Source organism: Oceanicaulis sp. UBA6590 (genome assembly GCF_002433705.1).
In the GTDB taxonomy this organism is placed as follows: Bacteria; Pseudomonadota; Alphaproteobacteria; order Caulobacterales; family Maricaulaceae; genus Oceanicaulis.
In genome coordinates, this window is record NZ_DJIQ01000022.1 from 89,794 (window position 1) to 102,686 (window position 12,893).

General features: G+C 64.3%; 8 protein-coding genes. 5 read left to right on the plus strand and 3 right to left on the minus strand.

Features of this window, described 5'->3' with window-relative positions:
* Positions 1 to 65: 65 nt before the first annotated feature.
* The 3 genes from glpK to thrS all read left to right on the plus strand — a co-directional run bounded on the left by glpK (position 66) and on the right by thrS (position 4,954).
* A complete protein-coding gene (gene glpK / locus B2Z70_RS04185) occupies positions 66 to 1,547 on the plus strand; it encodes a glycerol kinase GlpK (protein ID WP_292981372.1) in 1,482 nt (493 codons plus the stop codon).
* A 95-nt stretch (positions 1,548 to 1,642) separates the two neighbouring features.
* Positions 1,643 to 2,986 carry an oxygen-independent coproporphyrinogen III oxidase gene (hemN, locus tag B2Z70_RS04190; RefSeq protein WP_292981375.1) on the plus strand — a complete coding sequence of 448 codons (1,344 nt, stop codon included), beginning with the start codon at positions 1,643 to 1,645 and terminating at the stop codon, positions 2,984 to 2,986.
* 126 nt (positions 2,987 to 3,112) lie between these two features.
* Positions 3,113 to 4,954: a threonine--tRNA ligase gene (thrS, locus tag B2Z70_RS04195; protein WP_292981378.1), complete on the plus strand. Its 1,842-nt coding sequence runs from the start codon at positions 3,113 to 3,115 to the stop codon at positions 4,952 to 4,954.
* Positions 4,955 to 5,026: 72 nt separating this feature from the next.
* On the opposite strand, the gene B2Z70_RS04200 is transcribed toward thrS, so the two are convergent.
* From B2Z70_RS04200 to B2Z70_RS04210, 3 genes are all read right to left on the minus strand, one after another.
* Entirely contained in the window at positions 5,027 to 8,320 is a 3,294-nt protein-coding gene (locus B2Z70_RS04200) for an efflux RND transporter permease subunit (protein ID WP_292981381.1), read from the minus strand.
* The gene (locus B2Z70_RS04205; RefSeq protein WP_009802769.1) at positions 8,317 to 9,477 is read right to left on the minus strand and encodes an efflux RND transporter periplasmic adaptor subunit; all 1,161 of its coding nucleotides are present in this window, start codon (positions 9,475 to 9,477) and stop codon (positions 8,317 to 8,319) included. The genes B2Z70_RS04200 and B2Z70_RS04205 overlap by 4 nt, the downstream gene beginning before the upstream one ends.
* A 161-nt stretch (positions 9,478 to 9,638) precedes the next feature.
* Complete coding sequence (locus B2Z70_RS04210; protein WP_009802770.1) at positions 9,639 to 10,946, minus strand: hypothetical protein; 1,308 nt, start codon at positions 10,944 to 10,946, stop codon at positions 9,639 to 9,641.
* Between the two features lie 288 nt (positions 10,947 to 11,234).
* On the opposite strand from B2Z70_RS04210, the gene B2Z70_RS04215 reads away from it, so the two are divergent.
* Both B2Z70_RS04215 and B2Z70_RS04220 read left to right on the plus strand, forming a co-directional pair.
* Complete coding sequence (locus B2Z70_RS04215) at positions 11,235 to 11,807, plus strand: TetR/AcrR family transcriptional regulator (RefSeq protein ID WP_162010993.1); 573 nt, start codon at positions 11,235 to 11,237, stop codon at positions 11,805 to 11,807.
* Entirely contained in the window at positions 11,804 to 12,868 is a 1,065-nt protein-coding gene (locus tag B2Z70_RS04220) for an efflux RND transporter periplasmic adaptor subunit (RefSeq protein ID WP_292981389.1), read from the plus strand. Before B2Z70_RS04215 ends, B2Z70_RS04220 begins: the two co-directional genes overlap by 4 nt.
* Positions 12,869 to 12,893: the final 25 nt, after the last annotated feature.

A 12,893-nucleotide genomic window follows, 5' to 3' on the forward strand; every position in this document is an offset into this window, starting at 1 on the left:
CATTCTCCATCCGGTCAGAACCGCTTAGCTTGGCGACACCATAAGACTGCCCGGAGCGTTTCACCATGTCCCGTCCTGCACTGCTTGCGCTTGATCAAGGCACCACCTCGTCCCGCGCGCTGGTGTTTGACGAGACAGGACGCGTCATCGCGTCCGCGCAGGAGGAATTCGCACAGGGCTATCCCAAGCCGGGCTGGGTTGAGCATGACCCGGAAGTGATCTGGGCGACGGTGCTCTCCACGGCCCGCAAGGCGATGAGCGCGGCCGAGGAACAGGGCTGGACGGTCGAGGCCCTTGGCGTCACCAATCAGCGCGAGACGACCTTGGTGTGGGATCGCGCCACCGGCCAGCCCATCCACAACGCCATAGTCTGGCAGGACCGGCGGACCGCAAAAACCTGTGCGGCTTTGAAAGCCGACGGCGCCGAAGCGCTGGTGCGCGACAAGGCCGGGCTGGTTCTGGACCCGTATTTTTCCGCTTCAAAGCTCGCTTACATTCTCGACGCCGTGCCCGGCGCGCGAGCGAAGGCCGAGGCCGGCAAGCTCGCCTTCGGCACGGTGGACAGCTTCCTGATCTGGCGGCTCACCGGCGGGCGGGTCCATGTGACTGACGCCACGAATGCCAGCCGCACCAGTCTTTATGCGCTCAAGACCGCAGACTGGGATGAGGAGCTTCTGAAGCTCTTCAATGTGCCGCGTGCGGTCCTGCCTGACATCGTCGACAGCGCCGGTCGTTATGGCGACACCGACCCGTCTGTTCTGGGGCGCGCCATCCCCATTTGTGGCGCAGCGGGGGACCAGCAGGCGGCGGCGCTCGGGCAGGCCTGCCTTCATCCGGGCGAAGTGAAATCGACCTATGGCACGGGCGCGTTCCTGCTGGTGAACACGGGCGACCAGCCGGTGAAATCAGAAAACCGGCTGCTGGCGACGACAGCCTGGCGTCTGAACGGGCGGTCCGCGTTTGCGCTGGAAGGCTCGATCCTGTCCGCCGGCGCGACGGTGCAATGGCTGCGCGATGGTCTGGGGATGATTGCGCGCTCGTCTGAAATCGAGGCGCTGGCGCAAAGCGCCGATCCTGAGTGCGGCGTCTATCTGGTGCCGGCCTTTTCAGGCCTCGGCGCACCGCATTGGGATCCGGATGCGCGGGGCCTGATCTGCGGGCTGAGCCGGGGCTGCGGTCGGGCGGAGATCGCGCGCGCGGCGCTCGATTCCACCGTCTACCAGACCCAGGATCTTCTGACCGCCGTGGCCAATGACGGGGTTGAAGTGCGCACTCTGAAGGTGGATGGCGGCATGGCGGTCAATGACGCCCTGATGCAGCGGCTCGCGGATATCTGCGCGGTGGAGACCGTGCGACCGGTCAACGCCGAAGCCACCGCCTGGGGCGCGGCCTTCCTTGCAGGGCTTGGCATCGGCATGTTCTCGGACCTCTCCGAATCCGCGACCCTGTGGCAGGCTGAACGCGCCTTCGCGCCCAAGCTGGATGAGGCCGCGCGCCAGCGCCAGATGGCGGGTTGGCATGATGCGGTGCGACGCACGCTGAGCTGACCCTGCGACCGGTCGCCGCTGCGGCGAGTGGTCAGCTGATGCGCATATCAAAGTCGGGCTAAGCGGGGTGTCCTTGCAGAGGAATGGAGCCCGTCATGGCGTCCCGGATCACCAACTTGCTGAGCTACGGCCAGCAACGCAGCCCGCGCTACACCAGCTATCCCACCGCCCCGCATTTTCATGAGGGCGTGACCGGAGCGGTCTATGGCGATTGGCTCGAAACGCTGGATCGCGGCAAGCCGGTCTCGCTCTATCTTCATGTGCCCTATTGCAAATCCCTGTGCTGGTATTGCGGCTGCAACACCCGCGCGACCACGCAGGACGGCCCGATCGAGGCCTATCTGAAGGTGTTGTTGAAAGAGCTCGCGCTGGTGGCGGACCGCCTGCCGGGTCGCATGAGAGTATCCCATCTGGCGCTGGGCGGCGGCACGCCGGCGATCCTGAACCCGGATCAGATGGACCGGCTGATGGCCGCGATCTATGACCGGTTTGAATTCGAGGAGGGCGCCGAGCGCGCCATTGAGATCGATCCGCGCCATTTCAGCAAAGACGACGCTCAGGCGCTGGCGCGTAATGGCTTCACCCGCGCCTCGACGGGCGTGCAGAGCTTTGATCCGGCGGTGCAGCGCGCCATCAACCGCATCCAGCCCTATGAAGTGGTGGAAGCGTCCTTCAATCGCCTGCGCGAAGCGGGCGTGATGAAGATCAATGCCGACCTTCTCTATGGCTTGCCGCTTCAGACCGCCGACAGCGCCCGCGCCAGCGCGGAAGCGGCGGCGGCGCTCAATCCGGACCGGCTCGCTGTCTTCGGCTACGCTCATGTGCCGCACATGAAATCGCATCAGCGTTTGATCAAGGACGAGGCTCTGCCCGGCGCGAAGGCGCGTCTGGCGCAGGCGGATGCGATGGAGCATGCGCTGATCGAGTGCGGATACGCTCTGATTGGCATCGACCATTATGCCCGCCCGGATGACCCCATGGCGCAGGCGCTGGAAAACGGCACGCTGCGGCGGAACTTTCAGGGCTACACCACCGACAAGGCGGACACCCTGATCGCACTGGGCGCGTCGGCGATAGGCCGCACACCGCACGGCTATGTGCAGAACCGCTCGGACGTCAGAAGCTGGATGCAGGATGTGGAGGCGGGCCGCCTGCCTGTCGGCAAAGGCGTTGAGGTGACCCGCGAGGACGCGATGCGCGCCGCGATTATCGAACAGGTGATGACCTATCTGCGCGTGGACCCTGAAGCGGTCGCCGCCCTGTATGACAGGCCGGCGCCGCAGGCGGATCTGGACGATCTGGTGCGCTCGGGCGTCGTCAGTGTTGAAGGCGGGCTCATCACCGTCAATCCGGCCTATCGCCCGCTGGCGCGGCTCGTTGCGGCGGCGTTTGACGGCTATCTCGCCACCGGCGCGGCGCGGCACTCGGTGTCGGTCTAAGGGTTTGATGCGCTGCGGCGCAGCGGGCTTTGTGGACAGGCGCGAAGCGAGGATTTAAACGTCGAAGAGCGTAATGTTCTTACGTGCAATCCAACCTCTCTTTTTTGTCAAAGAAGCCTAAACACCATGTCGCAGGACAACTTCCCGGTAGAGACGCGCCGTCACTCCGCCGCCCACCTGATGGCGGCGGCGATCAAGGACCTCTGGCCGAACGCCAAATTCGGCGTGGGTCCGGCGACAGCCACAGGCTTTTACTATGACATCCAGCTCGAAGAGCCGCTGACGGTCGAGGATCTTCCGAAGATCGAGAAGCGCATGAAAGAGCTGCGCAAGAAAAAGAAGAAGTTCTATTGCGAAGCCCACGGCATCGATGAAGCCATCGAATACATGGCCAAGGAAGGCCAGGACTTCAAAGTCGAGCTTCTCAAACTGCTGCGCGACAAGGGCTCGACCGCCATCGCCAAGGAAACGGGTGACGAATCCGTCGCGGGCGAAGGTCTTGATGAGATCACCTTCTATCGCACCGGCGATTTCGTCGATCTGTGCCGCGGTCCCCATGTGGACCATTCGGGCCAGGTGGGCGAGTTCAAGCTGCGCTCCATCGCAGGGGCCTATTGGCGCGGCGATGCGAACAACGCCCAGCTTCAGCGCATCCATGCGCTGGCGTTCGAGACCAAGGAAGAGCTCGAAGCCGAAGTCACTCGTCTGGAAGAGCAGGCCAAGCGCGATCACCGCAAGATCGGCAAGGAGCTGGGCCTGTTCACGCTGGTCGAGGAAGTGGGCGCGGGCCTGCCCATGTGGCTGCCTGCGGGCAATGTGATCCGCGACGAGCTTGAAAAGCTCGCCCGCATCACCGAGCACCGCGCGGGCTACAAGCGGGTCTCCACCCCGCACATCACCAAGGGCGATCTGTATCACCGCTCCGGTCACCTGCCGTACTATGCCGAAGACATGTACGCGCCGATCATGATCGACGAGCAGGAATACTATCTGCGGCCGATGAACTGCCCGCACCACCACATGATCTACGCGCATGACCAATGGTCCTATCGCGATCTGCCGGTGCGTCTGTCCGAATACGGTCAGGTCTATCGCTATGAGGCCTCGGGCGGCCTGTCGGGCCTGATGCGGGTGCGCGGCTTCTGCCAGAACGACGCGCATATCTATTGCCGTCCAGACCAGGCGAAGGACGAGTTCCTGGCCGTCATGCACATGCACGCCGATTATTACCGCCTCTTCGGCATTCAGGATTTCTGGATGCGTCTGTCCCTGCCGGACATGGAGAATCTCGACAAGTATGTCGATGATGCCGAAGGCTGGAAGACGGCTCTGTCGATCCTGAAGCAGGCGATGGACGAGTCCGGTTATCCGTACAAGGAAGTCGAGGGTGAAGCCGCCTTCTACGGCCCTAAAGTGGACTTCATGGTGAAATCGGTCGTGGGCACCGAATACGCCATCTCCACCAACCAGCTCGACTTCATGGCGACCAAGCGCTTCAACCTCGTCTACACGGCAGAGGATGGCTCCAAGCAGCCGGTCTATGTGATCCACCGTGCGCCCATGGGCAGCCATGAGCGTTTCGCCGCCTTCCTGATCGAGCACTATGCCGGCAAGTTCCCGACCTGGCTGAGCCCGACCCAGGCGGTGGTGATCCCGATCGCCGACCGTCACGAGGAGTACGCCCAGAAGGTCCGCGACCAGCTGTTCTTCTCCGAGGTGGATTCGGTGAATACCGGCATCCGCACCGAGACGGATTTCGCCTCCGAGCGGATGCAGAAGAAGATCCGCAACGCCCAGCACCGCCAGATCCCCTATATGCTGGTGGTGGGCGATGCAGAGGCGGAGAACGGGGAAGTGGCCGTGCGTCACCGCGACCATGGCGATATGGGCACGATGAAGGTCGAAGACCTGATCGCCCGCATCGCCAAGGAGCAATCAGGGCGCACTGACCTGCCCAAGCCTGAATAGGCGAGGGGGCAGTCGAACATGGAAACGCCGGCCCTCGGGCCGGCGTTTTTGTGTGGGCATGTCAGAGTATGATCAGGCTTTGGCCAAACGGCGCTTGCGCCAGACGCGCCAGCCGATCAATCCGCCGACCGCCAGCAGGACCAGCAATCCGATCAGGCCCGCGACACTGAGCAGGATCAGGGCGACGACAAGTCCGGCCATCACGGCAAGGCTGGTCAGGGGGGAAGCGCGCACATCGTCCACGATCATCACCAGAGCCGGCAATAGCATCAGGATGGTGATGGAGGCGAAGACGAGGCCCGCTCCAAGCGACACCGCCATGGGCACCAGGAACTGGGCCTGGGGGCTCTGCTCGGCGATGATCGGCAACAGGCCGAGCGCGGTCGTCAGCGTGGTCACAAGGATCGGGCGGAAGCGCCGCCCCGCCGCCTCGGCGATGGCGTCCTCGGCTTTCATGTCCCGCTCGTTGACGTTCAGATTGTAGCGGTCGATCAGCACGATGGAGGCGTTCACCACCACGCCCGACAGCGCCACCATGCCGAAGATGGACGGGAAGGAGAGCGGATAGCCCAGTATGAAATGGCCCAGGATCGCGCCGCCAATGCCGAAGGGAATGGCGATCAGGATGATCAGCGGCTGGATATAGCTTCTAAGCTGGGTCGCCAGCAGCGCATACATGATCACGATCGCGATCAGCAGGCCGCGCCCGAGGCTGGCGAAGTCCTCGGCCTGTTCACGCCCGGCGCCCGCGAGGGTCCAGCGCAGTTCAGGATACGCGTCGACGAGTTGCGGCAGCATCTCGCTTTCAACCCGCGCCCGGGCTTCGCCGGGCGTCAGGCGCGCCTCGTTCACATCAGCGGTCACCTCCACGATGCGGCGGCCATCTATGCGCTCGATCCGGGTGTAGCTGCGGCTCTCGGTGATGGTCGCGGCGACGCTGAGCGGCAGGCTCTCGCCATCGCGCGTGCGTATGCGCAGATCACCGAGTTCGGACAGGCCGACCCGTTCTTCGTCCGGATAGCGCACGAAGACGCGCAGCTCGTCCGAACCGCGCTGGATGCGTTGGACTTCCTCGCCAAAGAAGGCCTGCCGCACCTGGCGGGCCACATCGCGCGGCGTCAGCCCGGCTGCTTCGCCAGCGGGGGTCAGCGTGAAGTTGAGCTGGCGTTTGCCGATATCGAGTCCATCCTCGATCTCGGACACGCCGTCGATCTCCGCCAGCCAGTCCGCCAGCTGACGCACTGCGGCTTCCAGCGCCTCGTTCTCTGGGTGGGACAATTCATAGGCGATGTCCGCATCCTGTGGTCCCGCCGAGGAGATGATGGACAATTGCTCCACCCCGGCCAGCTGTCCGGTGCGTTCCCGCCACAGGGATTCCAGCTCGGAGGAGCTGGTGGTGCGATCGGCGGACGGGGTCAGCTGGATCTGGATCTGGGCGGCGTTGGACGCGATCGTGGTGGTCGAGCTCGAGCCCGGACCTCCGAACAGGCTCGTGCGCCCGCCAATGGTCGCCTCGATGGACTTGAACACCGGCTCGCCAGTCTCGGCGTATTCGCGCTGGATGGATTCGGCGGCGGCGATCATCTGCTCGGCGGCGTTGCGGGTGGCCGTGAAAGGCGCGCCGTCCGGCAAGCTGATATCGGCTGTGATCTGTTCGGATTCAATCGCCGGGAAGAAGACGAAGCGGACAATGCCGGAGGTGGCGAGCGTCATCACCAGAATGAGGATGGCGATGCCGGCCGCAGCCACCAGCCAGCGCATGCGGGCGGCGAAATGCGCCCAGCGGCTGACGGTTCCCTCCGCAAAGGCGGTCAGGATCTGAGCCACCTTGTCCTGAATGCGCGCCAGCGGGCCGCGCGACCAGTGACCGCCATGCGCGAGGTGAGAGGGCAGGATGAAGAAGGCCTCGATCAGCGACACGGCCAGGATCGAGATCACCACGATCGGGATGGGGCGCGTGATCTCGCCAAAGGTGCCGCCCGAGAAGATCAGCGGTCCGAAGGCGGCCATGGTGGTCAGAACGCCCACCAGAACCGGCGCGGCCACGCCGGTCACCCCGGCGATGGCGGCTTCTTCTTCAGAGCGGCCTTTCTGACGTTCACGGTCGGTGTTCTCGCCCACCACGATGGCGTCATCGACCACGATGCCCAGCACCACGATCAGACCGAACGTGGTGATGAAGTTCAGCGTCACGCCCGCCATGCCGAACAGCGCGAAGCCGCCGAGGAAGGAGATCGGCACGCCCATGGACACCCAGAACGCCAGACGCAGGTCGAGCACCAGCACGAGCAGCAGAAAGACGAGCGTGAAGCCGATGATGGCGTTACGGGCGAGCAGAGAAATGCGGTCGCGGAAGACCTGAGACTGGTCGACGACCATTTCGAGCGCCACGCCCGGCGGCAGGCTTGCGGTCTCGGCGAAGGCGATGGCGGCGTTCCTGACGCCCAGCAGGTCCTCGGAGCCCTGGGTCTGCACATCGATGAAGACGGCGGGCTGGCCGTTGAAGCGCGAGATCAGCGGGTCTTCCTCAAACCCGTCATTGATCACCGCCACATCGCCGAGACGAACCCGCGCGCCGGTTTCAGACGAGCGCAGGATGATGTTCGCGAACTCGTCCCCGGTCTCCCGGCGTGCATTGGTGCGCAACAGGATATCGCCCGACCGGGTGCGGATTTCGCCGCCTGACAGGTCCACCGAGGCGGCGCACACAGCGTCCGCCACTTCGGTGAAGGTCAGCCCGTACTCGCGCAGGGCGTCTTCGGACACGGAGATGGAAATCTCCAGCGCCCGAACGCCGCGAAGCCGGACGGTGGAAATGCCGTCTTCCGCCAGCATGTCGCGTTCCAGCCGGGAGCCGGCCTCGCGCAGGGCGGCTTCGTCCACAGGGCCGGTAAGCGCGAAGGTGAGGATCGTGGTGACCGGCTGGGGCACCCGGATCTGGGGTTGTTCGGCGTCGGCGGGGGGGAAGTCGGCGATGGCGGAGACGGCGGTCTCCACATCGTCCTTGACCACTTGGGCGTCGGCGAAGTCCTGCAACTCGACGGTCACCGTGCCGCGGCCTTCAGACGCCACGGAGCGGACCCGGTCCACGCCTTCAAGCCCGATCACCGCTTCCTCGATGCGGCGGGTGATGGAGTCCTCCACATCGCCCGGCGTGGCGCCGGGATAGATCACCGCCACCTGCACCGTTCGCGGCTGCAGGGTGGGGAAGACCTCGGTCTGCATGGTGAAGGCGGTGATGGCGCCGCCCAGTAGGAACAGGATCATCAGAAGATTCGCGGCGACCGGATTGCTCACGAACCAGGCGATCAGCCCCTTGCCGGGCCAACCGGCATGGGCGGACGGGGGCAGGACAGGATCGCTCACGGGCGCGCCTCGTCCGCATTGAGAATATTGGCCCGGCGACCGAGCGCGTTTTCCGGAACCGGGGTCAGGATCACGCCTTCGGCATAGTCAAAAGGCGCCACGAAGACATCGCCGTCCCAGCGGTCCAGCACCTCGATGGTCACTTCCTCGATGCGGCCGTCCCGCACGATGCGCACCTGATCGAGTCCGACGAGCGCGGAGCCCGGCATCATCAGACCGCGTTCGAGGTCCGGCCCGGTCACCGTTACGGACACGAACTGGCCTGGGCGCAGCTGATCAGGGGTGTCGGGGGCGATATAGAGGTCGACGAACCGGGTGCGGGGGTTCAGGTCAGCGCCTTCGCGCACGATCTCACCGTTCAGGCTCAGGCCCGTCTCGGTGATGCTCAGCATTGCCTGTCGTCCCACAGCCTCATCCAGACGCGCCAGCTCGGCCGGGGCGATCGGGGCGACCACTTCCAGGCTCTCGATGTCATAGACCGCGCCATAGCTCTGCCCCGCAGAGACCAGAAGTCCGGGCGCGATGCGGCTGTCGATCACGCGGCCGCGAAACGGAAAGCGGATATTGGTGCGCTCGAGATTGAGCCGCGCCTGGGCCAGATCCGCCTGGGCGGCTTCGACCGCGGCGCGGGCGGCGGCCAGTTGCGGCTCACGCGCGGCCAGCGGCGTGATTTCGCGGCCGGGGTATTCGCGGCGCCATTCGGCCTGATTGATCTCCGCCTCTGCGGTCAACTGATCCAGGGCGCTGCGGGCGTCGGCGAGGCCGGCCTGCGCACGGGACACCGCAACTTCATAATCGCGCGGGTCGATCCGGAAGAGCACGTCATTGGCTTCAAAGAAGGCGCCGGCGCGCACGGCGTCCGACACCTCTATGACCCGTCCGCCCACTTGAGGAGACAGGCTGATATCGGCCGGCGTGGAGACGGCGCCGGTCAGGGCGATCTCGATCTGATGGTGTTCGGCGACAGGGCGGGCGATTTCGACGGGCGTGGCGGGACGCTCCGGTGCGGTCTGTCTGGTCGCTTCGCCGCCTGTGGAGAGGACGGTGGTGAGAATCATGGCCAGCACGATCACGGCGATGATGGCGCCGATCTGCAGCCAGCCGACCCAACCGCTCTTTTCCGCTTCGTGTGTGTCTTTCTGGGTAGAGGTCTGCATGCCTCGCCCTTCCCCTGATCAATTGCCTGCCCATTCGCGATTTAGCACGGCACGCTCTAGGGGCCATCACACAATGGCGAAATTTTCAGTTTTCACGGGAACCGACATGAAAAACCCCGCCGGAAAGCGGGGTTGATCCAGGGGTCTTGATTGTCGGGCTGCTAGCGCACGCTGTCATCAGCGCCGGGCAAATGGACCAGTTCGGTCTGCTCGGCGACCGGTTGCTCGGCCCGGGCGAAGCCGAGCGCCTCGCCGATATTGGGCAGGTGGCCTGTGGCCAGGAAGGGCAGGCCCAGAGCCATGACGACCGAGATGACGAGGCCGATGAAGGCGCGGATGATGTCGGTCAGCACGTCAAACGCCGCATCCTTGATGCCGCGCAGCTTCGCGACCACGGAGATGGCGAGCTCGCGACCGGCCAGCAGCCCCAGGAACACCCAGGTGGTGCTCATCGGGATGTCGTTGATCTCCTTGAAGTACATCAGGATCACGCCGAAGGCGAAGTCGACGACGGTGGCCGCGCGCACGTCCACGGTGTTGGTCTTGGACAGGACGATCTTCTGGATCTCGCCGCCGCGCGCCGCAAAGATCAGCGCATGCAGGCCCAGCATCAGAAGGGTGGAGAAGATCAGCAGGCCGATCGAGAAGGTGACCGTGACGTCGCCGGTGACCGGATCAACCACGGTCTCGCGCGGCAGATAGACGAAGATGTTCGCCAGATCCTGCATCAGCCATTGCGACCAGAGGAAACCCGTCGACAGCCATTGCAGCACATACCAGGTGTTGAACCGGTGCGTGGCGAACGCAACGACGGCGCTGGCGACAATGACGATGCCCGTCGCGACCCAGTTGGCCTGGGACAGGTCGGGCAGGACCGGGCCGTTGACCAGCAGGTAGACCAGCAGCGCCGTCAGGCCGCCCACCATCGGGATGTGCCAGTTGGGCGTGCCATGGTCTTCCACATCGGTGTTGAAGACCCAGGTTTCGAACATGCGCGAGATCAGGATGAACAGCACCATGCCCGCGCCGAAGGCGACCAGATAGCCGATCACCGACTTGATCATCATGCTGCCCAGAACGCCGGCCGTGGCCGAGCCGCCGGTCAGGGTGAAGATGGTGAGCACGAGGAAGGTGGTGGAGACCGGAATGCCGAAGCGGGTCAGGATCAGGAGAACCAGAGGCGGCAGCACATGCCACCAATGAATGCCGGTTTCGGGATAGGGAATGCGGTTCAGGCGACCAAAGGCGATATCGCCGTGATTGCCGAAATATCCGTAGAGCATGACGGCGACGATGATGCTGGCTGCGAACGCCCACAAGACCAGCCAGTGCCGTTTGGAGTTGGACGCCAGGAACGTCCCGAGGGTCTGGATCACGTCGTTCGCCACAATGGCGTACGCAGCGAACATGAAGCCTATCAGCCCGAAGAGCGGGACGCCGAAAATGCCCAGCTGCCCAAGATCCGCCATGAGATCATATCCTAATTGTTCGGCCTCTGACGGAGCGTAAGCCCGTCGCGCGCCTCCCGATAGCAAGGGCGAGGCGAGCCGGGAAGTCAAAGGATCGGTTGGAGCCGCCTTTTTCAAGATTCTGTCACATCAAGACACCTCCAGACAGGTCGGGAGCACGCGCAGAAGGTGTTTGGCGCTCGTGTGTAACATTATGTGTACCGTCTGGACGGTTTGGCTCTTGTAAAACCGTCCAGACGGTATAAATGCAGTGCAGCAAAATGTCTTGTCCTGCCCATGGAGCACCGGTTGAAGCCTGAAATTCCCAACCCGGAAGCGACCGAAAAGGTCAGCACGTCCGACCTGATTCTGGACGCGGCCGAGCGCGTGGTCGCGCGTGACGGCGCGCATCTGACGATTGACGCGGTGGTCAAGGAAAGCGGGTTTTCAAAGGGCGGGGTGCTCTACAACTTCCCGTCAAAGGTCGCGCTGATCGAAGGCATGATCAAACGCATGACCGGGCGTTTCCTCGCCCGTCATGAAGAGGCGAAGGCGCGCGCCCTTTCGGACAATGCGCCTGTACTGCCCGCCATGCTGTGCGCCTTCTTCGACGACAAGCATGTGGACCGGCAGGTCTATATGGGCCTGCTGGCCGCGCTGGCCGAGAATCCCGAGCTGATCGAGCCTGTGCGTCAGGTGCATGTTCAGATGCGTGACGACATGCTGGCGCACGCGACCGATCCGGTTCTGGGCCGGATCGCGCTTCTGGCCTCTGACGGCTTGCACTTTGCCGAAATTCTCGGACTTGAAACCTGTTCGCCTGATGAGCGCAGGGCCATAGAAGCCCGCCTCGTCGCCCTTGTGACGGAGTCTCCCCAATGATTGCCCGTTCCGTACTCCTCACCGCCTGCGCCATCGGCGTTCTGGCGGCCTGTTCTCCGGCCGAGCCAGAAGAGCAGGCGCCGCCGCGGGCGGCGCGCATCGAGGCGGTCGAAGCTGCAGCGACCTCGAACCAGAGAGAATTCGTGGGGCGCGTCGAAGCGCGCCTTACGGTCGATCTGTCCTTCCAGGTGGGCGGGCGGCTCGCCGAATTTCCAGTGTCCGAAGGCGAGCTGATCCAGCAGGGCGCGATGGTGGCTCGTCTGGAGACGCAGGACTTCGAACGCGCTCGTCGCGAAGCGCAGGTGCAGCTTCAGCAGGCGCGGCAGAATCTGGACCGCCAGAGCACGCTCAACGAACGCGGCATTGCGTCTGACGCGGCTCTGGAAGACGCCCAGACCGCCTATGATCTGCGGGCCGTGGCGCTCGACAATGCGCGCCAGAATCTGGAGTACGCGACGATCTCGGCGCCGTTTGACGGTCTGATCAGTCGCCGTCTGGTGGACAATTACACCACGGTCTCCCCGGGGCAGCCGGTGGTGCGGATCCAGGACATCAGCGAGTTGCGGGTCGCCATCCAGGTGCCCGAAAGCCTGATCGCCCAGGTCGATCGTGAAGACAAGCCCGACATGATTGCGCGCTTCCCCTTCCTGCCCGATCAGAGCTTCACGCTGGAATATCGCGAGCTGGTGGCCGAACCGGATCAGGCGTCTCAGACCTATACGGCGCTGTTCGCCCTGCCGGACAATCTGCCCGCCAACATCCTGCCGGGCATGACGGCGTCGGTGACCGTGAACCTGCCCCAGACCGTGTCCGCCAACCAGCAGGGCGTTGTCGCCCCGCTGTCTGCGCTCAGCTCCAATCCGGACGGCTCTTTCTCGGTCTGGATCTATGACGGGACGACGGGCGCCGTCAGCCGTCGCGATGTCCTGGCCGGCCCCATCGAGGGCGGGCAGGTGGTGATCCATTCAGGGCTCGAGCCCGGAGAGGAAATTGTCACCGCCGGCGTGACCGCCCTGCATGAGGGCATGCTCGTTCGCCCCATCAATTCCAGCAATCGCTGACTGATCGGGTCCGGGAGCGACAGTC

Coding starts and splice junctions, on each gene's coding strand:
- glpK (WP_292981372.1), top strand. CDS start 66: ATGTCCCGTCCTGCACTGCTTGCGCTTGATCAAGGCACCACCTCGTCC.
- B2Z70_RS04210 (WP_009802770.1), bottom strand. CDS start 10,946: ATGGCGGATCTTGGGCAGCTGGGCATTTTCGGCGTCCCGCTCTTCGGG.
- B2Z70_RS04205 (WP_009802769.1), bottom strand. CDS start 9,477: ATGCAGACCTCTACCCAGAAAGACACACACGAAGCGGAAAAGAGCGGT.
- hemN (WP_292981375.1), top strand. CDS start 1,643: ATGGCGTCCCGGATCACCAACTTGCTGAGCTACGGCCAGCAACGCAGC.
- thrS (WP_292981378.1), top strand. CDS start 3,113: ATGTCGCAGGACAACTTCCCGGTAGAGACGCGCCGTCACTCCGCCGCC.
- B2Z70_RS04220 (WP_292981389.1), top strand. CDS start 11,804: ATGATTGCCCGTTCCGTACTCCTCACCGCCTGCGCCATCGGCGTTCTG.